Origin of the sequence: Peribacillus aracenensis, assembly GCF_025175645.1 — a bacterium.
Lineage (GTDB): Bacteria > Bacillota > Bacilli > Bacillales > DSM-1321 > Peribacillus > Peribacillus aracenensis.
Genome location: NZ_JANZMJ010000021.1, coordinates 23,857 through 45,603, shown reverse-complemented (window position 1 = coordinate 45,603; position 21,747 = coordinate 23,857). Strand labels below are relative to the sequence as shown.

The 21,747-nt window shown below is 39.1% G+C and carries 22 protein-coding genes and 3 pseudogenes; 2 read left to right on the top strand and 23 right to left on the bottom strand.

Annotation, left to right across the window (positions count from 1 at the left end):
* Positions 1-19: 19 nt before the first annotated feature.
* Positions 20-1,204 (bottom strand): glycosyltransferase family 4 protein, encoded by a 1,185-nt coding sequence (locus N0M92_RS19260; protein WP_260287345.1) that lies wholly within the window; start codon positions 1,202-1,204, stop codon positions 20-22.
* A 457-nt stretch (positions 1,205-1,661) separates the two neighbouring features.
* Between N0M92_RS19260 and N0M92_RS19255 the strand changes: the two genes are divergently transcribed.
* Complete coding sequence (locus N0M92_RS19255; RefSeq protein ID WP_260287344.1) at positions 1,662-2,498, top strand: RMD1 family protein; 837 nt, start codon at positions 1,662-1,664, stop codon at positions 2,496-2,498.
* 282 nt (positions 2,499-2,780) lie between these two features.
* On the opposite strand, the gene N0M92_RS19250 is transcribed toward N0M92_RS19255, so the two are convergent.
* The 13 genes and pseudogenes from N0M92_RS19250 to N0M92_RS29485 form a co-directional block, all read right to left on the bottom strand.
* Positions 2,781-3,773 carry an NAD(P)/FAD-dependent oxidoreductase gene (locus N0M92_RS19250; protein ID WP_260287343.1) on the bottom strand — a complete coding sequence of 331 codons (993 nt, stop codon included), beginning with the start codon at positions 3,771-3,773 and terminating at the stop codon, positions 2,781-2,783.
* 94 nt (positions 3,774-3,867) lie between these two features.
* A complete protein-coding gene (locus N0M92_RS19245) occupies positions 3,868-4,116 on the bottom strand; it encodes a ferredoxin (protein ID WP_260287342.1) in 249 nt (82 codons plus the stop codon).
* 137 nt (positions 4,117-4,253) lie between these two features.
* On the bottom strand, positions 4,254-4,631 hold the full coding sequence (locus N0M92_RS19240; RefSeq protein ID WP_260287341.1) for a VOC family protein: 378 nt from the start codon (positions 4,629-4,631) through the stop codon (positions 4,254-4,256).
* A gap of 438 nt (positions 4,632-5,069) precedes the next feature.
* On the bottom strand, positions 5,070-5,861 hold the full coding sequence (locus tag N0M92_RS19235; RefSeq protein ID WP_260287340.1) for a 2-keto-4-pentenoate hydratase: 792 nt from the start codon (positions 5,859-5,861) through the stop codon (positions 5,070-5,072).
* Positions 5,862-5,959: 98 nt separating this feature from the next.
* A complete protein-coding gene (locus N0M92_RS19230) occupies positions 5,960-6,808 on the bottom strand; it encodes an alpha/beta fold hydrolase (protein ID WP_260287339.1) in 849 nt (282 codons plus the stop codon).
* 30 nt (positions 6,809-6,838) lie between these two features.
* Positions 6,839-7,774 (bottom strand): DODA-type extradiol aromatic ring-opening family dioxygenase, encoded by a 936-nt coding sequence (locus N0M92_RS19225; RefSeq protein WP_260287338.1) that lies wholly within the window; start codon positions 7,772-7,774, stop codon positions 6,839-6,841.
* A 490-nt stretch (positions 7,775-8,264) separates the two neighbouring features.
* Positions 8,265-9,668 carry a PucR family transcriptional regulator gene (locus tag N0M92_RS19220; RefSeq protein ID WP_260287337.1) on the bottom strand — a complete coding sequence of 468 codons (1,404 nt, stop codon included), beginning with the start codon at positions 9,666-9,668 and terminating at the stop codon, positions 8,265-8,267.
* A 174-nt stretch (positions 9,669-9,842) separates the two neighbouring features.
* Positions 9,843-9,917, bottom strand: coding sequence for a hypothetical protein (locus N0M92_RS29600; RefSeq protein WP_449581660.1), 75 nt, complete (start codon positions 9,915-9,917; stop codon positions 9,843-9,845).
* Positions 9,918-10,042: 125 nt separating this feature from the next.
* Positions 10,043-10,909, bottom strand: a complete 867-nt coding sequence (gene hcaB, locus N0M92_RS19210; protein WP_260287335.1) for a 3-(cis-5,6-dihydroxycyclohexa-1,3-dien-1-yl)propanoate dehydrogenase — start codon at positions 10,907-10,909, stop codon at positions 10,043-10,045.
* A 54-nt stretch (positions 10,910-10,963) separates the two neighbouring features.
* The gene (locus tag N0M92_RS19205) at positions 10,964-11,299 is read right to left on the bottom strand and encodes a non-heme iron oxygenase ferredoxin subunit (RefSeq protein WP_260287334.1); all 336 of its coding nucleotides are present in this window, start codon (positions 11,297-11,299) and stop codon (positions 10,964-10,966) included.
* Positions 11,300-11,328: 29 nt separating this feature from the next.
* Positions 11,329-11,931, bottom strand: coding sequence for an aromatic-ring-hydroxylating dioxygenase subunit beta (locus N0M92_RS19200; RefSeq protein ID WP_260287333.1), 603 nt, complete (start codon positions 11,929-11,931; stop codon positions 11,329-11,331).
* Positions 11,932-11,965: 34 nt separating this feature from the next.
* Entirely contained in the window at positions 11,966-12,865 is a 900-nt protein-coding gene (locus N0M92_RS19195; RefSeq protein ID WP_311202576.1) for an RHO alpha subunit C-terminal catalytic domain-containing protein, read from the bottom strand.
* A 48-nt stretch (positions 12,866-12,913) separates the two neighbouring features.
* Positions 12,914-13,291, bottom strand: a pseudogene (locus N0M92_RS29485) (Rieske 2Fe-2S domain-containing protein); the annotation flags it as partial.
* A 274-nt stretch (positions 13,292-13,565) separates the two neighbouring features.
* Between N0M92_RS29485 and N0M92_RS19190 the strand changes: the two are divergent.
* A pseudogene (locus N0M92_RS19190) lies at positions 13,566-13,930 on the top strand (IS3 family transposase); the annotation flags it as partial.
* A gap of 459 nt (positions 13,931-14,389) precedes the next feature.
* Here N0M92_RS19190 and dmpG read toward each other — a convergent pair.
* The 9 genes and pseudogenes from dmpG to N0M92_RS19145 all read right to left on the bottom strand — a co-directional run.
* Positions 14,390-15,412 (bottom strand): 4-hydroxy-2-oxovalerate aldolase, encoded by a 1,023-nt coding sequence (dmpG, locus tag N0M92_RS19185; RefSeq protein WP_260287332.1) that lies wholly within the window; start codon positions 15,410-15,412, stop codon positions 14,390-14,392.
* A 25-nt stretch (positions 15,413-15,437) separates the two neighbouring features.
* Complete coding sequence (locus N0M92_RS19180; protein ID WP_260287331.1) at positions 15,438-16,322, bottom strand: acetaldehyde dehydrogenase (acetylating); 885 nt, start codon at positions 16,320-16,322, stop codon at positions 15,438-15,440.
* Between the two features lie 30 nt (positions 16,323-16,352).
* Entirely contained in the window at positions 16,353-17,150 is a 798-nt protein-coding gene (locus tag N0M92_RS19175; RefSeq protein ID WP_260287330.1) for an IclR family transcriptional regulator, read from the bottom strand.
* 724 nt (positions 17,151-17,874) lie between these two features.
* Entirely contained in the window at positions 17,875-18,444 is a 570-nt protein-coding gene (locus tag N0M92_RS19170) for a YdhK family protein (RefSeq protein ID WP_260287329.1), read from the bottom strand.
* A gap of 217 nt (positions 18,445-18,661) precedes the next feature.
* The gene (locus tag N0M92_RS19165) at positions 18,662-18,805 is read right to left on the bottom strand and encodes an anti-repressor SinI family protein (protein ID WP_260287328.1); all 144 of its coding nucleotides are present in this window, start codon (positions 18,803-18,805) and stop codon (positions 18,662-18,664) included.
* Positions 18,806-19,160: 355 nt separating this feature from the next.
* Positions 19,161-19,778 carry a hypothetical protein gene (locus N0M92_RS19160; protein WP_260287327.1) on the bottom strand — a complete coding sequence of 206 codons (618 nt, stop codon included), beginning with the start codon at positions 19,776-19,778 and terminating at the stop codon, positions 19,161-19,163.
* Between the two features lie 223 nt (positions 19,779-20,001).
* Positions 20,002-20,769: an arylamine N-acetyltransferase family protein gene (locus N0M92_RS19155; RefSeq protein WP_260287326.1), complete on the bottom strand. Its 768-nt coding sequence runs from the start codon at positions 20,767-20,769 to the stop codon at positions 20,002-20,004.
* Positions 20,770-20,855: 86 nt separating this feature from the next.
* Positions 20,856-21,041, bottom strand: coding sequence for a hypothetical protein (locus tag N0M92_RS19150; protein ID WP_260287325.1), 186 nt, complete (start codon positions 21,039-21,041; stop codon positions 20,856-20,858).
* 170 nt (positions 21,042-21,211) lie between these two features.
* Positions 21,212-21,559, bottom strand: a pseudogene (locus N0M92_RS19145) (manganese catalase family protein); the annotation flags it as partial.
* Between the last annotated feature and the right edge of the window lie 188 nt (positions 21,560-21,747).

The window sequence follows — 21,747 nt, the reverse complement described above, 5'->3', positions numbered from 1 at the left end:
TTGAAAAAACTCCCCTCATTTAACCTTGGATAATCTCCAATTCTCTTTTAATAACAACATCTACCGCACATTTTTCACGAATCGACTGAGAAGCTTGTTTTGACACTCTTAAAAATACGTCCGAGTTGTAATATAAGCGCTCTATTGCATCCGCAATATCGATAGGGGATTCAGGTTTTGTAAGAAGGCCAGAAACGTCGTGTTTAACGAATTCCGGAATTGCCGTGATATCTGTTGAAATCGGCACTAGCCCACTGGACATGGCCTCGCACATTGAAACACCTTGAGAATCCAAACGGGTCGGGCAAAGGAAAATTCCATACTCCTTATGTAATGCAGCGATTTGCTCCTGAGATAGGAAACCTTTATGAATCGTTACATTCTCAAAATCCCGGATTGGCTCAACGGTTTGATCGAACAATTTCCCATCACCATAAAATCCAAATTCCAACTTATCGAAGTATGGTCTCTTCCATAGTTCCAGCACCGCTTTCACCGATAAATCATTGGCGTATTTTCGTGAAGCGTATGGCCTGATTGAAAGGACTTTTGTCCGCTTTTCAACGGGCTTTTCCATAAAGGTAAACAGATTGTCATCTATTACATTAGGAATGATTACTGAATTTTTCGATTCTGTTCTTGCGTCACATTCCGCAATATGTTCTTTGAACCATTTGGAAATATGAACAAAGGTTGTATCCAATTCATTCGTTTGATAAAACCAATTCATAAAAGAAAGCTGTTCTATATAATAGTCCTCCGACATTTCAAGTATCTTCCTCAAGCTTTCAGGGCTTTCAAGAAAATTAAACCATCTCCTATGCCATGCCTCCGTTTCAAATCCATGTATCCAGGTGATAATCGGTAAATCTGTGTTCGTATCTTTTATCGCTTGTATCATTTTTGGATTAACAAAATGAATGAGCGCTTTTTTATGTACTTTATGATTTAAGAAAATGCGCAGATGCTGTTCAGTTCCTCGATAAACAGGCACATCTTCATACGTATACTTTTCTGCTTTTTTATAGGCAGGATGCAAAACAAAGACATCGACCTTCAAACCCTCATCCAGATAAGCCTTGACTCTTCGATGGATAAACCCATTCCGATATAACTGATCTTCATGCGGATAAGCATTCGTAATGATTACATATCTATCTTTTTCACTAAATGTAAGCTCATATAGATTTATAGATTCCTCCATTTTTGTTCACTCCTACTATTCAGTCATCTTCAATCAGCCTGTTACTCATCTGTAAATGAAGGATTTTTAGAAGACCCTTTTCCAATCACTTTTAAAACCGTCAATCGATTATAACAAACATGTATTACTGAATATTGACATCAATATGAGAATTCTGTAAATATAAGTAAAGTTTTCATGAACTTTTATATATTTTTGTTAAATTTCAGTAAGACATAACCGGAAGGATCAGCATTCGTATAATCGCCCTCTTACATATAAACTATTATATTTTAAGTCTGTTAATAGGACTTGGGAGTGTATAGCATAAAACCAAAAGCTCATATCCTTAATGGAGTTTATTGGGTTCAAGGACCAATCAGTAACCTTTTTCTACCTTCAAGAATTATTCAAGCATGTTTTTGTAAGAATAGAATAAACTCGAAAAAAGACCAATTTGCTGAAGAGAGTGATATAGATGGAACCCATTACCTTTAAAGCATGTGCAATCACTAATGAAATTGATTTGAATAAAATCGCCATTCATTGCGGTATTCCTAAAAAATTTACCTGGGAAGAGCCTTTAATCCTTAAAGGCGATATTCTAAATTCCATCCTTAATAAAAATGTGGACGAATCGCAACAGGTGCTGGTTTTCTCCTTTGGCAGCATTGTCTTCATTAATTACTCACACGCGGATGAGATTAAGGAGTTTTCATCCTTTATCCATTCTTTCGAGCCGGACATTGATCTCGTTAATGTAGACAGATATACAGACGATTACAGCCTTCACTTCAGTGAAACTGAAAACATCAATTTGACAGACGAATATGTAGTTGTGCCTAAATATGAATTTTTCTATCCTGAATTAATTTCCACCATTCTCGCAAAATCGGTGGCACTTGAAAAAACAGAGGAACAACTCGGAAAAATCCACGACAAGCTCGAAGCCATGATAGACCGGCTGGAAAAAGGCAAGCTGAGAATCGGCAACAAGGAATTAGCGAGGACGACGGCAAAAATCGTTCGTCACGAGTACAATACCCTAGCGTATATCATGATTCTGGATAAACCTGATATTACATGGACAAGCAGTATTGCCGGCGAATTTTATGACAGAATGCTTGATTTTTTTGAATTGAATGATCGGTATAAAATCTTGAAAAGTAAAACCGAAATTTTATATAACATTATGGATGGGTTTTCTAACATCAGCCATTCGATCAGGGGACTATTCGTTGAATGGATCATTGTGATTCTCATTGTCTTTGAGATTGTTCTGACGATTTTAGAAATTGTAGGATGGATACCATGAATTCTGAACATGTCGTATCCATATCAATGGTGAAAATTTTCCTGCATGGCAGGTTGGATGATCATTAAGATGCTTATTTTGCGTTTAACCACTCTTTCATTTTTAAGTTACTGTGTATGGAAGTTTAATTAACTTCAGCGATCTCTCAGTCTTGAAGTGGGGGTCTTACTGCCCGATAATCTTCGATAAAATTAAACAAGCCCCCTAATTCGTATCATTATTAAATTCGAATTAGGGGGCAGTATTCATGATCATATGGTAATAAATAGATATAGCTAAAGGTTAGCTGAATAAAGAAGTACTATGCAGTGGCTGAACTTTGGCTTTAGGATCAATATAGGCTTTAGCATTATTGACTGCCGTAGGACCTTCACCAAATCCTGATGCAATTAATTTAACCTTCCCGTCATACGTACAAATATCCCCAACAGCGTAAATGCCTGCAATATTTGTTTCTTGCTTACTATTAACTATAATGGCGTTTTTCTCAAGTTCAAGACCCCATTCTTTAATCGGGCCAAGAGAAGAAACAAAGCCGTAATTAACAATTAGATCATCTATGTCTACTACTTCTTTTTCTTGAGTCTTAGTATGTTCTAAAACAATTTGAGTAATCTTCTCCACTCCTACTAGCTCTGAAGGGACATATGGTGTTTTGACTTCAACAGAAGAATTGACTAATTGTTCTACACTATGCTCATGGGCACGAAATCTATCTCTTCGATGTATCAATGTTACTTTTTCAGCGATAGGCTCAAGCATAAGAGCCCAATCAACAGCAGAATCTCCACCGCCTAGAATCGCTACTTTTCTTCCTTTAAATTGGTTCATGTCATTAACAAAATAATGTAGATTCTTACTTTCAAACTTTGTTGTATCTTCTAACTCTAGTCTGCGAGGCTGAAAAGCTCCATTCCCTGCAGTAATAATAATTGATTTAGAGAAATGAGTATCGAGGTTTGTAGTGATCTTAAAGGTTTCATCCGCTTGCTTTTCAATCTGTTCAACTGCTTCTTCAAGACAAATTGTTGATTCGAATACTTTCATTTGCTCTTTCAAATTGTCTACCAATTCTTGAGCTCTTACTTTTGGAAATCCAGCTATGTCATAAATGAATTTTTCAGGATAAAGAGCCGTAAGCTGTCCGCCCAACTGAGGAAGACTCTCTATAATTTTCACCTTCGCTTGTCTCATTCCTCCATAAAAAGCTGTAAATAAACCAACTGGTCCGCCACCAATAATTGTTATATCATAAATCTGCTGATCTTCTGTCATTAGTAATCACCTTCTCGTTATGCTCTTGTTAAAATTAATCGTTCGATACTGAACTAGTTGTAAACATCCTTACTAATCAACTATCTAGAAATCTTTATTCAAATTTAATAGGATTACCATCAAAAGAAGCCTGAGCTACTTTAATAGACTCGGTTGGACACCCTTCTAAAGCATCTAACATATCCTCCTCGAATTCATCAGGTACGCTAGCTGTTCCTTCATTATTATCTAGTGTAACAAACGCAATACCTTCTTCATCGTAATCATAAATTTCAGGAGCTGTAGCACCGCATGCTCCGCAAGCAATACAAGTTTCTTTATCTATAATCGTATAGTTCGCCATTTTTCTTCCTTTTTCTCCTCTCTAAGCTTAGTTTCCCCCGAGACTTATACAATAAGTTTGGATCATTCCAATGTGTGTTCTACTTACTCTTTTTTATTCAGACAAATCCATATGTACGATCCTATTTTTATTAATTCTTAAACAGAGAATATTCCCACATCGAAACGTTCTAGTAGTTCAATAATCACTTTATATGTCGATGTCGTGTCCATATATGCGTATCGGCCTTTTTCGTTAAAAAAGTTACCTGTCTGAGTGACCGGATAGCCCATTTCTTCTAGCATCTTCATTTTCTCTTCCATATCTTTAACAACAAACGAGATACAGTGAACGCCTTCCCCATACCTTTCATGGTGATGCTTCCACGTGCTCGGTGAATCGCCCGGCTCGATCAATTCAATTTGAATTAACGGTGTATCGATAAACATATATCTTGATTTTCCTTTAGTAGGCTTTCCTTTGTAAATCACTTCACTTGAAGTGATTTCACCCGTTTTGCAATACGAAGTGTCCATTTTTCTCCATTACAGAAAGCTTTTTTTCGATGGAATCGACATTGAAAGCAATATGATGAATGCCTTCACATTCATTTTCATATATAATAGAAAGAAATGGTGTATAACAGGGCTCTAAATTAACGTTTCAAAATAGTTTGACTTAAATGTTTTAAATGCGATATAAAGCATTGGAGGACAAAAGAGGACTATTAAGTATTTAAAGCCCTTCTCAATTGAGTGGGGCTTTTCCTCTTTAGCAGACAATCCTTCATCAACTCAAGCACCCTATAGTTTACATACATTTGTTCATAAACTAAGTTTTATTAAAGGTTTGTTGCCACGTTTGTTCAATTAGGAGTTCATAAAAAGTGCCTTAATTCCCCTTTTAAAAGAAGAAGGAACAAATACGATTCCTTACCGCTCAATTCCTTCTCCAATGTTCCCAATGCCTGATACTTACCGAAAAGAAACTTCCACTTTTCCTAACTCACTGAACTCAGCAGTAAATACATCCCCTTTTTGTGCAACTACTGCTGCGGATAAAGCACCTGATAAAATCACTTCTCCAGCTTTCAAAATAACATTATATTCAGACAACTTATTCGCTAACCAGGCTACACATGTGGCCGGATGACCTAATACATCTGCCCCTGTCCCTTTGTTCATGAGCTCGCCATTTTTATAAAGATTCATTTCGATTTTAGTGAGGTCTAAACCATTGACAGCGAATTTTTCGCCTCCTAATACATAAAGCCCGCAGGAAGCATTATCGGCAACAGTGTCTTGGAGCTTGATTTTCCAATTAAGAATTCGACTGTCCACAATCTCTAATGAAGGAATGATGGACTCAGTTGCAGCTAAAACGTCTTCCGCTGTCACATTTGGACCTTTAAGATCCTTATTGAGAACAAAGGCGACCTCCCCTTCAACCTTTGGTTCAAAAAGCGAATCGACAGCGATGCTGCCCTTATTGGGAACATTCATGCTGTCCAATAAATGACCGTAATCCGGCTGGTCGACTCCTAAAAGCTCTTGCATGGCAAAGGAAGTTAACCCAATCTTTTTCCCAACGATTTTCTGTCCAGCCTTTACTTTCTGATCAATCGCTTTTAGCTGGACTTGATACGCTTCGTGAACAGTCAGGCTTGGATACAGATCGGTTAACGGCGTGACGGATTTTTTCGTTTGCTCTGCATGGAGCAAATGCTCGTATGCATCTTGTACTACAGCTGTTTTTTGTATGCTCAAAGAAAAAACCTCTTTCTTTTAAATGATAAAAAGAACTTTGATAGAACAGGTTTCTACACTTGCACTATCAAAGTTGGGTGGAAATATCAAAACTTATTTCACTGGAATTTTACTAAAAAATCAATAATGACCTTGTTAAATTCTCCAGCCTTTTCCCATTGTGGCCAATGTCCAGCATCGTTAATGACGGTTAATTCACTGCCAGGAATCATCTCTTGAATGGGTTTTGCTTCCTCGACTGTAGAGGTTGGGTCATGATCCGTCCATGCTAATAAGGTTGGAACATCAATCTTTCCACACCAGGATGGATCCCAGCTATAATTTTGTCGATATTCAATGTCTTGAAGGGCAACAATGTGATGAACAGCTTCTTGGTACGATGGCTGTGTATAAATTTTGTAACGAGCTTCAATAAGCTCATCGGTGACTTGACTCTTATCGTACATTAACCATTCAAGTCTGGTTTTTACATTTTCATAGTTTGCTTCCAGAACTGCCTTAACGGTGGATTCCTTCAGCTTTTTCATAACTTCAGCCTTGTTGTTAACATTTCCCGGAGTATTTAATACCAGTGCTTTGGCAAGTCCAGGGTGATGGGCAGCGAACCATGCTGCGACCCAACCGCCTAGTGATTCACCAGATAGATAGACTTCTTTCAAGTCTAAAGCCTGGATGACCCATAATAGATGATCACTATAGGAATCAATTCCGTAAGGACGATCTGGCTTTTCTGTGTAACCATGCCCGAGCATATCAATGCAGATTACACGGAAATGCTCACTCAGCCCTCTAATGTTCCGAGCGTAAGCCTCAATATGACCGCCAGTACCATGTAGCAAAATAAGCGGTTCCCCAGTTCCTGCTTCTAGTACTCTCGTTTTGATTCCATTTGCATCTACATAATAATTTTTAAACTCTAAATCGGCTAAATCTGTCCAAATTGTCATCTCGTTCTCCTCTTCCGTTTTTTTAAAGTCTTATACTTTATGGAACTTGACAACGCCCATTCCCGTCACCCATTCTGGGATTGGCTCATAACAAGCAACCTCTGGTTCAAGCCCTTGAAGAATTCCTAGCAGTACAAGCCAGTTATGAATTTCCTGACCGCCATTGCCGCCATTTTCCTCGATAAAATCAGGGCCCCATTGTCTAAGTACCTGATAGTCTTTTTCTGTAATCAATCGTAAAAATTCACGATCCCACTCTTCATTGACCGGTCCGGATTTCAAACTTGTCACACGTGTTTTGCGCGTGTTCAAATATTCGTCAAGCTGCTCAATTTCTTGACGGCCATTTGTTAGGACTTTAATTAGCTCTTGATCTTCAGGCTTTTCACTATCGATCTTTGGAATTGGAACCCAATGAGAGATCCCTCCTGAAGCGACAATCGCTACCTTTTTATCGCTTTCCCATGATTCAATTGCTTTGCGGACGACTTCTCCGACTTGGAAACAGCGGTCCATTGTAGGCAGCGGCGGTGCTGCTGTATTCACGGCAATCGGCACAACCGGTATCTTTAGATCAGGGTTTAAAAAGTGGACGGCTTGAGTATGGCCATGATCCACTTTCATTCTCATCGAAAAAGCAAAATCCACATTGTTCGCCAAACCTGTATCAAGAACATGCTTCGCTAATTCTTGCTGGACAGGAATTTGATATTCAGGAATTTGCCAGTCGCCCCATCCTTCACATCGATCAATTCCAATCGTGAAGGATGGCATATGATCATAAAAATAACTATTGAAATGATCATCCGAAATTAAGACGATCACATCTGTTCCAATATCCTCCAGCCATTTTTTCATATCGGCAACGGTATTTAGAAAACGCTGCCCTTTTTCTCCGCCGCCAGCTTCATTTGTCATGATCATCGGACTATGTGATATTGCTACTCCTGCTACTATTTCAGCCATTTCTTCCACCCCTCTAATCTGAATATTTTTTTTGCGATCCAAACGGGGGCATTACCCCGTTTTAATCCACTTGTCAAAAACTCGATCGTTCCAAACAATAGGTAGTTTCCCTTGCATGATTGTCGGAATTTCTTTTACGGAAATGAGCTGTTTTTTTTCAATGTTAACTGTTCTCAAATCTCATCATCGATCTTTTGGCCAGTGCTAAATCATACGTTTACTCATAGGTTGGTGAAAATCCCACTTTGCCTCCATAAAACATGATTTCGTATTTGATCATGCCTTTAAGTGTCACGGATCCAGTGCCTTTACCAGTAATTTCATAACAAATCAAACAAAATTGCCCAGTAATCTTATCTTATTTCAGTTTTGCGCGATAATCCGGTTTTTGAGTGATCTAAGAAGTAACTGTTTTTTTATTTGTTTTTTTATTTGTTTTGTCAACTCAAATTAAAACAGCCCCATTACGGCAACCAAACGGTGAATTTATTCACTCAATTTTCAGATCTCCCAAAATGATACCCGCTTGCAGTGCCATGAAAAGCTGACTACTGGTTTGTAGATCATTGATATCAGCATCTAAAATTCCACATATTTTTTGCACGCGATATCGTAATCCACCAATCGACAAATTCATTATTCTTGCTGCTTTACATATATTTTGGCCACTTTTAATGTAATAATATAGAGTTCTTGTTAACTCTGATTCTTTCCCTCGATCGTATTCAAGTAATTTCGAAAGCATTTTGTTGCAGAAATGCCGGATATCATCCGTTTTTCCTGCGCGAAATAAAATCCCCACCGCTCCTAAATCATCAAAGTACATAATTTCCTTTTGCTGATAGTCTATGTTCAATGAAATGAGAGCTTCATTGTACAGAATCGGTATATCTTCAAGAGACTTTGATCTAGAACTGATGCCAATTTTAAAAGGTATATTAGGGTACTTTTCTTTCAGAAAACAAAGTAATTTTCTGATAAATTCATCGACGTTTATAAAATATTTCGAGAACAAGTCAACAGGCATCAACGCAGCTATGTTTTGAGAGTCTTCCGAGATTAAGATATTCAGATTACGCTCCATAAAATATCTTGAAAAAACTTCAATCAAATTCTTACCGCCGATTGGATCCTTTTCATTCGGGTAAAAATTTGGATCCCCTTTCAAAACTAAAAATTGATACTCTTTGCCCAAATCCACTCCAATATGTCTGGCCCTTTTGAATAATACTACAGGGTTTAAACGACTATGGATCATATCTTCTAACAATCCGCCTTTGATGTTTAACTTCAGTTCTGTATCCAGGATTGTTTCATTGTTATAATCACTCACAGATCCGATGAGACACATTTGCTTCATTTTCAACCAATCAACTGCATTAAAAGAAGTGTTAATAAAGGAGCAGTAACCTACAATCTTGCCTCTGGATACCATCGGAGCAATTAATCTCTTATGTTCATCAGATTGGACCAGTTCGACAATTTGTTGCTTCTCAATAAGTTCAGTCAGTTTGATGTGATTATCTCCATCGAGATTATTTTTAACGATTTTCTTTAAGTTACTGCTATATTGTCTACCCAGTTCCGGATCTAAGCCTATTGAATATAGATAGTTAAACCCTAGATCTTCAAGAATGATGGGGATGTTTGTAAGCTGATAGCATACGTCAGCCAATCGTGCTTCCCCAATGCCATTTAGAAACTGCCCTATGGCTTGGTTATTGAAATCCATGGCAGCCTGCAAGTTATTTTTTTCAGTTAAAACTGTATCAAGGCAGTTCAGAAGCATTTGTGGCAGTCCCGATTCGAACTCCTTCTCTGTAAAGTTATAGTTTCCAAAATACGACGATATTTGAGCAAACATTTCATTAGGATAATGGACCTTATTTTGCAATATATTCACCCACTTAAGAAAGTTAAAGCTTAATTAGCTCACTGAAAAATTAGCATTTTAAGATTATTCTACTTCCCCTGAGTGTGCTTGTCGATTCCTTACATCATTTTGAGGAACTAAGCAAAGTAAAGTCCATAGGGATGAAAGAGCGTCCATCGGACAAACCCATCGTTATCATACTGAATCCATGCGATACAAAGCTGAATGATCTGAGCCATCAACTTCTACCATCCCTAGCATATTTGTCATGTAACTTTTCCATGCGGGCACATCCTTCACAGAAAAAACCAAATATCCCATGTTTCCAATTGCCATGCTATCTCATCCTTCACCTAAACCGCTCTGATCGGTGAAATGGAATTAATAGTACTTTTTCAATCTCTGATCCTTAATTTCTCCAGCAATCCCTGACTTCCCGTTATTCTGCGAAGACCTCGAATGCCCCAGCCTCCATCGAAATTCAATACTGCTCCTGTGGCCGGAATATTGTCATTTCGCGAGGCAAAAAATACGTAAGACCCAGCATAATCTTCTCCGTACAATATACGACCGATCGGAGAGGCTGACTCTACATTCCCCTTACCCGGTTCCAAGTCATCGTCATTGTACCATTCTTTATACATGCTCGTTATGGACCTGTTGTCCATTTCCAGTGAGGCAGGTCCCCTCAAATCCGTCATTGCACCGCCGATGGCAATGCCGTTCACTCGGATATAAGGTGCTAATTCAAATGCCAACTGGCGAACCAAACCAACAACGGCGTGCTTGGTGGATGTGTAAAGCGGTCCGCCTCCGTTTGTGTAAAAGCCTGCATTAGAAACCGTAAAGATGATATTCCCCCTGGTTTCCGCCAATTGCGGCAGACACGCCTTGGCCGCAAGCAAGTAACCCTTGACATTGATATGGAACAATTCATCAAATGCTTGATCAATCTTGTCTTCCGGAAGATCCACCAGCGACATGTTGTAATCCCAAATACCGACATTTGCAATTAACGTGTCAATTTTCCCGAAATGTTCAGTACACCGGCTTACCGCTGACTTGAGGTCACTGAACCGACGTACATCTCCAACCATTCCAATGACATTTTCACCGTACTCTTGTTCAAGCTGATTCAGACGATCTGCCGACTTGTCAAACACTGCAACTTTGGCACCTTCAGCCACAAATCGTTCCACAATGGCACGGCCGACGCCGGATGCACCGCCTGTAATCAAGACCACTTCATTGGTCAATCTCATAATTGCAGCTCCCCACTCGTATAAATAGTCATATGTAGCATGATCATAGGTTGGTTACTCTTTTTTTTCAAAGTACCCGTTTTCAAAAGCCACGTATACATCGTCTCCATCAACCCGTACCGGATACTTTTTCAAAGGTTTCCAAGGGGGGGCCATCTTTACTTCTCCTGTGTGGGCACAAAACTTTCCCATATGCAATGAGCACACGATGACATCCCCCTCTAGATAACCTCCTTCAGACAGCGACCATTTGGCGTGAGAACAGCGGTCTTGTGTTGCAATTACTTCGCCATTGACATTAAACACCGCTACTGCCGTGTTTCCTTCCACTACCTTTAACCCCTCATCATCCGGTAGATCAGACAACGTGCAAACCTTTGTAAATTTCATAATGCATTTCCTTCCCACTGTAGTAATGTTTAAAAAAAGACAGACAAGTTATTTGCCAAAAGCGTACTTTGATCAATCAAAATTGTTCGGCGGGCAATTTTAAAGCCCAATCCTTCCTCCGAACGCCGCAGTACATCCCGGCGCTCGCCCGGAAAAATATCTGCCTGATTTTCCGAACGGTTGCGATACACGATAAATGACGATGCCACCTCATACGTGTTCGGTCCCTCCATTTCCCGAATAATGACGTTGGAAATAATGTGCCGTGTACGAGACACCGGATTCTCCGCCCAGTTCACCCCCGATACTCTCGCTCGAATACGTCCGCGCATCGTTTCATAGGTATCGTCGTAGTGCGCTCCTTTTCCTTTAGGCGCATACTCCTGCGACATTTCTCTACCTAAGCGGTTCATGCGAATTGGCATCCAATAATGAATATCCTTGTCCATCAGCTCTAACCACGCTTCAAACTCCGAGTGGTCTAGCAGCTGCGCTTCCTTGTAGTAAAACTGCTCAATTTCATGTTGCAGTTCCAGACTTGAGCTACTTTCCGCCCATTTAAACGGTTTGACTAACTCCATTATTTCCATGCCTTTTATCTCCCCTTGTTTTAATCCTAAATCGTATGACATCCAATCCCCCATATGTGTAGGCAACGACCCCAACTTAAGATTGGGGCCTCAATGTATCCCAACTCGGTTCCGACATCATGCGGGCCCAATGGGAATAAAACCCTCTAGCTGCTTCTTCAGAAAATACATAGGAGGTTTTACCCGGAAATTCCGGATTGTTTTTTCCCAGAACATTCAGACCCATCTGCATAGCCAGCGGTGCAGTTTTGGACTTGTACCCACGAAGAGCTTTCTGAATTTCAACCCAGTTTTCCCCGTCATCCTGCTCGAACACTCCACCGGCACTGAACGTACGGACATTTTGACGAGCCAGTTCATCCTTGATTTCCTGCGGTGCATCCTTATCAACGACGACAAAGGCCCACACCTCAATCTCATCCGGCCCCTTCGGATGCCAGGTCCGCACAGTGTTCATACCATACGGCAAGAATGAGCAGTTTGGGAAGATAGTCATGTGGCTTGTCGCCATTCTGTGGTATGGCAGGAGAGGAGCCAGACGTTCTTTCGCCTTTTCATAAGCCGGGCCTTCGCTATAATATTTGTCGACTATGGGTCCTACACGTACCGAACCTCTTGCTGTATCAATATAAAAGCCGCATCCATGGCCGCCCCATTTGGCTCGGAACTGATGTCCTTTCATATGAGGCTCAAAATTGGATAAGTCTTGCTCGGGTGGCAACCCTGCAACTACAGCAGCCATATGAGATGACTGGGCATGGTACATGTCACTGGCAAATTGCTCCGCAGCAAACTTCCAGTTACAAGGAATTACCCACTTTTGCATGACCCCGATGGCTTCCGTCCCTGCTTCGGAACGATCCAACATGGTGTCCATGTAAGGGGTTGCATCACTCAAATAAGTCAGCAAATCCGGTGCTTCCGGATCCCAGTTGGCAAATACTAACCCTTTGTATATCTCGACCCTAGCCTGCATCGGCCCCCACTCTTCTTTCTTGAATCCGGAGAATGCTTCTTCTTCAAACGGCACATTGACCAGATTGCCTGCTGTGTCATACGCCCAGCCATGGTAGGTGCACGTGAACGCCTTGGCATTCCCGCAATCCGCCCGGCAAATCCTCATCCCACGATGCCGGCATTGATTATGGAACACCTTGATGCTTCCATCTCTCTGCCGCACCATTACCACAGGATCTTCTCCCATATAGGTGGTCAAGTAATCTCCCCGTTTGGGAACGTGGCTCTCATGGCCAAGAAGCAGCCATGAACGGCCAAAAACCCTCTCCAATTCCAACTCATACAGTTCCTGATCCGTATAAATGCGTGGATCTAACACTCCCTTCTCTTCATCGATAAGGGCACGGATTGCTTGGGGTGTCCATTTTCCTGAATTAAGGTTCATAGATTAAAACCTTCCTTTCTACTTAAAATCACGGATTGAAACCGCTTTCTTTTATCAATTTTAAATTTTTTTACGATTAAAAAATACAGCAAAAATCGCTTTTTATTTCTGAATTTTCTATACACTTAGTACAAATACCGTCACAAAAATTACCAATTTATATCACTCGGAATATAAGCATATTAACTAAAGTCCTTTCGATGCCGCGCACTTTAAGCGTCAAATACAAACCAATAACACAAAACAAAATCAAAAAAATATTAGACGAAAAAAAGTCTCCAAGATGTTAGACCAAGCCATAATGCGATGGGAATCGGAAGATTCACCCATCCTTCATTCAGATCAAGGCTGGCATTACCAAATGAAACCATACTCACATACCTTGAAGAACATGCGATTACACAAAGCATGTCCCAGAAGGGAAATTGTCTCGACTACGCTGTCATGGAAAACTTTTTTGGGCTTATTAAAATGCGAATTGCTTTATTTACAGAAGTTCGACAGCATTAAGCATTTTAAACAAAAACTATAAGATTATATTTATTATTACAATCACCAAAGATTTAGGTGAAATTAAAAGGCATGAACCCGGTTGATTACCGGTTTCATGCCCTCTTACTTCATATTAGTTGTTATTAATATATAGTGGTTTAATTTGATTTAATTTTTTTGAATTACTTGAACTCTCTTTTTATTAGAGTGGTAGTATTCAAAGTATGGATAACATCAAAATCAAAAAATAGACGAGTTTTGGAACGAATTCTATAAAATTAGAATATTATTTATGAACTACAATAACAAATAGCAAGTGTTTTTTTTTTACGCATTCATTGGTCAACTCAAGCGCTTACTAATAAAAGCCCAGGCGCACTGTTTCAGGCTTGAGCAAATAAGACGATCAGGAATGGAAGGTGATCTTTACCCTTCAATTCTAGAGTGGCTAGACCCAAGAAGCAGTTCGCATTGCCTGCACTTGCAGGTTCCGGGTGATGGCGCAAGACACTAAAGCTAAGTACAAAAACTAATATTATATTATCCATTAAAATAAAGAAAAGAATGAGGGAAGAGTATATCTCTCATTCTATTTCAACTATTTTATTATACTAAAGAACGCTTCGCTTGAGCAATCTCAGCTGCCACATCTAAAATCATATCTTCTTGACCGCCGACTACTTTACGTTTTCCTAATTCGATTAAAATATCACGTGAATCGACATTAAATTTTTCAGCTGCTCGTTTCGCATGAAGAGCAAAGCTTGAGTATACCCCAGCATACCCTAGTGTAAGACTATCTTTTGTAATTTCTTGAGGCGTTTGCAAAATTGGCGCCACAATGTCTTCTGCCAAATCCATCATTTTATATAAATCTACCCCTGTTTGAATTCCCATCCGTTCAAGAACCGCTACAAGTACTTCTGTTTGCGTATTACCTGCACCTGCTCCTAAGCAACGGACGCTTCCATCAATGCGAGTAGCTCCTTCTTCGATTGCGACAAGCGTATTTGCCATCGCAAGAGATAAATTATTATGACCGTGGAAACCCACTTTAGTTCCTACAGATTGTTTAAGTGCACGTATACGTTCACGAACCTGCTCTGGAAGTAGATAACCTGCTGAATCAACTACATATACAGTATCTGCTCCATAGCTTTCCATTAATTTTGCTTGTTCCACTAATTTTTCAACTGGTGCCATATGGGCCATCATCAAAAATCCGACGGTTTCCATTCCAAGTTCTTTTGCATAAGCAATATGTTGTTGGGCAACGTCAGCTTCGGTTACATGAGTTGCAATACGGGCCATTTTTGCTCCCAAATTGGCTGCTTCTTTTAAATTATGCAAGGTACCAATACCTGGTAATAACAAAACAGCAATTTTTGACTTATCCGCAACAGAAACTGCGGCTTCGATTAATTCCATTTCATTTGTTCTTGAAAGACCATACTGTAAAGATGATCCAGCTAAACCATCTCCATGTGATACTTCGATATAAGGGACATTAGCGTTGTTCAATGCTTTTGCAACTTTAAGTACTTGATCTACAGTATATTGATGAGAGATCGCATGGCTTCCATCTCGCAACGCTACCTCAGTGATTAATATATCTTCATTATTTGTCATTGTATTTTGTACCCCTTTCTACAGTTCAAACTGTTTCTTTCGTCAATAGGTTATTTGCGAATTCTTCTGCTATTCTAACGCCAGCCGCTGTCATAATATCAAGATTCCCTGAATATTTTGGTAAATAATCTCCAGCACCTTCTACTTCTATGAAGATGGTTACTTTATTTCCATCAAAGATTGGTTCTGTACGAATACGATAGCCAGGAACATAAGATTGAACAACTTTAGTCATTTCTTCAATCGAATGCTTAATCGCTTCTTCATCCATTTTTCCTTCCTCTACAAGAGTATAAACCGTATCACGCATAAGAATTGGCGGTTCGGCAGGATTCAAGATAATGATTGCTTTTCCTTTTTTAGCACCTCCAACCACTTCGACCGCACGTGAAGTAGTTTCTGTAAATTCATCGATATTTGCACGAGTTCCAGGTCCTGCACTAAGACTAGAGATCGTAGCAACGATTTCAGCATATTCTACTGGACATACTCGATTTACGGCATGGACCATCGGAATTGTTGCCTGACCGCCACAAGTAATAAGGTTGATATTATCTTTATCTAAGTGTTCTTCAATGTTTACTGCTGCACACACAAATGGACCTACAGCTGCTGGAGTCATATCAATCACTTTTTTCCCTGCTTCTTTTAACACTTTTGCATTATAGAGATGAGCCTTGGCAGATGTTGCATCAAAGATAATATCCGCCAATTCTGGTGTTTCGAGAAATCCATCTATCCCATTATCAATGGACACATAACCTAATTCCCTCGCACGACGTAAACCATCCGAATTTGGATCAATCCCAATAACAGTCGTCAACTCTAAAACTTCAGATCGTCCAAGTTTTATCATAAGATCTGTACCAATATTTCCTGAGCCAAGAATGGCAACTTTTACTTTTGACAAAATGATTCTCCTCCTGAATTTGAATGTATTTTATAAGTTCTGGCTTGTTTCTATATGATTATTATCATTTTTATAACCTAAACATTTCGAAATTTCAGACGATGCTATTTGAATTCTCTCTATTACCTCTGGAATCCGCTCATCGTCAAACCTCATTTTAGGTGCAGCACAGCTAATAGAAGCGATTACATTTCCTTGATGGTTGAATATTGGAGCGGCTATACATTTGAGCCCTAGCTCTATCTCTTCATCATCAATAGCATAGCCTTTCTCCCGTATTAACTTTAAATGATTTTTAATATTCGTTATATTAGTCATCGTGTACTCTGTAAACGATTCTAAAACTACAGATGATAAAATCCTATCTATTTCACTTTCGCCTTGGTAGGCAAGAATCACCTTACCTACTCCAGTACAATGAACTGGAGCTCTTTTTCCTATATGCGAGTAGATTGTAAGGGCTCTGGGGCCTTCAATTTTATCAATGTAAATAACTTCATCTCGCTGTAACATAACTAAGTGAACGGTTTCATTAAGTTCAACAACAAGATTTCTAATAATTGGTCTAGCAATTTTTCCAATATCAAGATGACTCCCCACAAAATTGCCGAGTTCAAAAAGTTTCATACCCAGCTTATACTTCAAATCTACCGGGTTTTGTTGAAGGTAACCTCTTTCTTCCAAAGTCTTGATAATCCCGTGAACCGTGCTTTTTGATAAATTTAGTTTTTCACTTATTTCTTTGACACTAAGTTCCGGGTTTGAGACCAAAAACAATTCAAGAACATCAGCTGCCCTTTCAATTGATTGGATGAGACGTTCAGCCACTACCATTCCTCTTTCCATTCGTCATTGTCGAATGACGTTCGTAAATTATTCATTGAATATTTTTATATTAGTTCTTGTTTATGATCATGTCAATATGTTTATTTGCATTTTATGAAATATTAAGAAAACTCGCTGAATGGCGAGCCTGTAAAGGTGAAACGTGATTCGTAGTTGCCCTAGTACTTCATAATTAAAGTTTGCCACTACAACGAAATCTCTTCTGCGCTGCAAATTTATACGTTCTTAACGTCTAAAGAAAGGTTTAGTTACTTTAAACATCCGCGAACTAATTGATTCTGTTAAATGTATGGACCTCGAGACACCTACGAACGCAATGTCCTGTCGCTGTAACTGCACTTGCTACATCCTATGCGATATTGCTTGTTCTATAGGTAAACAATAGTTGCTCAGCGCCTTATAGTCATTTTCGATAAAAGGCCTAATGGTTAATTCAGTCAACATATTTGCACCCCGTTTTTCACATTTTGATAAATCCATACTAACAGATACCAAAGTTTTACAATCTACTACAAACAATAATTTTCAAAAATGTTTATTCACAAAAAAAGGAATGGCTTGTTTGCCATTCCTACAGACTGTAGAAAAACTCGAAGAAAAGCGAGTTGATTACAACCTTTTAAAAAAACGTTCCTGGTAAAAAAGGAACCATTAAGGATAACCAAGGCTTATTATCTTCTTTCGTTTTGCAAATCATGATGTTAAATCATTCAGATGCCGATAATTCACTTTCCGTTACCCATTTATGGTTCTTTACTTTTTCTCCCCCCGTAGTCGGTGTATAATCGACCATATAAACAGTCGTTTTTTCAGCAGATTCAACTTCAGCGACTGTCCCGTTCATCCCTTCCATATGAGAAGCATTTACTGTGACCTTCGCTCCGGGTTCATATGTCTTCTCTCCTGCATCTTTGATTTCTTCTTGTATGATCCATTTATGATTTTCCACTTTTTCCTCGCCAGTTGCAGGTGTATACGAAATGGCATAAGCAGTCGTATCAAATGCACCCACTATTGTTGCTTCAGCCCCCCTCATGCCTTCCATATGACCTGATTTGATAATCGCTTGACTTCCAACTTCATATGTTGGATTTTCTGCAGCTTTTAATCCTTCAGGAACATCACCCGAGCTAGAATGGTTCATATCCATTTCACTATGTCCCATTTCTTCTTTATCCTCTTTGTTTTTATCATCGCTGTTGGAACATGCGCCAAGGATTAAAAACAGCGCTGCCAATAATGATAGGATGATAGGCAATTTTGTTCTTTTTTTCATATTGAGTAAACCTCCTTTATGATTGCATCCATCTTACCAATTAAATATGCAGAAAATATGGAGTGACTCGTGGAAAAAGTAATGGTGCCCCATACTTTTTTTTGCAATAGTCTTGCCTGAATTGAACCTGATGGCGTTAATATTAAAGGTATGAAAAAAGAAGAACCATTCCCCGCAGATAGAAAAATCACCTTTTTTTGGCTGAACAGAATTCTATTTAGCCACCACAATCTTTACTTTTATTGCTATTCGACTTTTCTTGCAAAAACTTTTTGAATTGCTCTTTTGTAATATCCGATTTCATTGCCAATGTGACTAATTCCAGCCATTCGTCAGGAAGGTTTCCATCAAAATCCTTCATATCATCATCTCTTTCTTTTTATTTCCGGTCTATTTTTCCAATAATGTGTAAAACTATATTCGGAATATCATTATAAATGATCTCAATCATCCATAGCTGCATTTTAGTGTAAATTTAATAAGTCTTTACATTTACACATAAGGCCCCCATGTTTGTTTGTAATCAGGGAATTTCCCATTCTTCTATATTAATAACCTTAATTATTTCATAATAAAAGTGAGCAGCATGCTCTCGCGTAGTTTAACAGAGGTAAAAAGAGATGGATTATTGATAGAGGGGATTTGAGGTGACCAATCCTTCCGGATATTGCCTGGTAATCAAGCAAGAAGGACTTGGTCAAAAGTCCTTCTTATGTCTAGTCTCCCAAAGTTGATTGTTCGATTTTTTGCATGATATTCGAAAGGTTCATGGAGGCATGCTTTTTATAATCCCTGCCTATGGATTTGAATAACCCTTTCGCTATACCTATTAACATGATTTTGGTATGTCCATCCGAAATAACGGACTTATTAGGAAAACTTGATATAGCTTGCGCACCGCCAATCTTATTAGCTGTTTCCTTAATAAAATCAATGATTTTAATTTCCTGGATTTCCCCTTCAATGTCGGTTTTATAGATAATTTGATTTCTCCAAAGCTTAAGCTCAATCCTCTGTTTAGTATAATCGAAGAGGTCTTCCGTGATATGAACATTGCTCATTTGAATGGAGTCTTTAATGGGATACAATTTCGGGTTAGGATTGATTTTCTTTATTAAGGATTGGTCAATCGTGACCTTTTCCCGCTTAATGCGCGTATTTTTCGTTTCACATAAAATCAACTTTAACTGTCCGGCAATTATATTGTTGAACTCTTCTAATCCAAAGAGTTCAACGAGCATTACGCTATATTCCAAAATGGTGATTGCTTCATCGAACTCTCGTTTAGCAGCTGCATTCGATCTAGTAAAAACCAATCGATTCTTCCTCTCCATATCCTTCTCACCCCACTGAATTCAAATTTATTGAATAAATTGTAAAAACTTCCTTAATGGATTATTTAGACTGTAGGCAAATTCGAAAAAAGCGAGTTTGTCTACGTTTTTTTTCGAAATTCGCTTCCTTTCCGCAGCCTGGCTGCCGGTATTCATAAAAAAGACTGTCGGGAATGGACAGTCTTTTGGTTTGGACGCCTTAGATGTTCAGTCTTTTTATCCACTATCTATTGAAGTGCTGTTTCATTAACTCTTTAAATCGTGTTCCATCTATTTCTTCTTTCGTCACTTTCCCATCTTCCCACTGTGTAAAGGATGTATCAGTTAAAGTGATGTTCCCGCTGTTTGTCAAACGGGTGATTAATGGATGTTTATTAAATGGTGATTGGGGATTTTCCCTGATGATCGTTTGGACCTCATTAAGTTCCGTTACATTTTCTACCGGTTTTGAAGAATCAAAAGCATACCCTATTCTCCAATCGCGATCCTTATGTTTCAGTTTCAATTCAAGGATATAATCTCCATGGTCGGTACTTTCTTTTTTTATCCTGAATTCACCATTTTGGGAAACGACCGTTTCTCCGTTCAACGGAACTGGTTTTAAAGGCAGGTTCCCGCCAAAACCCGTATCGATCAAATAGGTTCTCCCCTCATGGTTCAATAAAATGGTGACATGGGTCCTTCCTATGGTCATCCACCCCTGATTATAGATGACACCCCGTACCAAGAATACATCAAAGTCATTCTCCTTCAGGAAAAAATAAAGGGCTGCATTCAATTCATAGCATAATCCACCCTCATTCCTCACAAGGACTTTGTTCCTGATATTCGTTTTATTAATATCACTCAGATGGGATGCCATGATCGATAAGTTTTCAAAAGGAATGGTTTTCGCTGTCTTTTCCAGCATTTCATCTAATTTCTCAAATGTCAGTTTCACATCTTCCTGGAGCCCTATTCTTTTCCTGAATAATGCATTCAGTTCATTCATTAAGATTCCCCCTTAGACAGATACCGACGAAGAGTATCTTGACTTTGTATATATTCATTATACTTTGTCCATATTTCATACTTCAATCAATCTGCCATTAGCTCCACCACTTCCCCAGACACTTCATTCACCAATATTGGATTGGCCATATAACCGGATTTCCCTACTCGTGAAATAATATCCGTTCTATTTATCACAAAAACTTTCACCTTGATTAATATTCTACCTTTTCCGGGGTGGGCTTGGAATTTTTCCGCACCTACTGCTTTCATTTGTCACACTTCTTTCTATTTAAAGTAGTGACCATCCCTTAATAAAGTTGTCTTGAAGATGGAAACTATGCTACTCCAAAACATACCCACACGCAAATAATCAGATTTTGTAATCATAAAAAAACCGATGTCCCTTTAGGGGCCATCGGGCCTTTTTTGAAAAGCTTCCATTACCTTTTATTAAGTGATTGACTTCTATCCAGGTCATGATGCAATTGTGCTGCCGGAACCTTAGGGTTAGGAATCTGCCCCTTTGCAACTGGTTCAGCAACATAAACAAAATCTCCCGTACCATCTGGGGCGCTTCCTGTTGCCCAAAGGCCGTCTCCTGATTCATTACCTTCTGACAAGTTCCAGAATTCGTACGCTTCCGGTTGAGATTCCATTTCCGCTTCCGGTGGGAATGACGCGGGAACGACAACGCCATTTTTTTCTTCAAGTTCTGCAATGGACATTTTACGGAAAGTAGCACGGACCCCTTCATCTTTGGTCATATGGTATAAGCGGGCCACTTGAATAGTTGACTTTCTAGGTTTTTATTACCCGGCTGCCCATGCTTGAAACATGAATCCAGTTATAACGAACAGTAATTAGAAAAAATTTACATGCAATCAACAATGAGCATTGAACTAAAAAATCCAAGGATTATTTTAGGACTATGAATGGGTCACTAATAAGATTTAAAAAGATCCATATACCTGTCTAT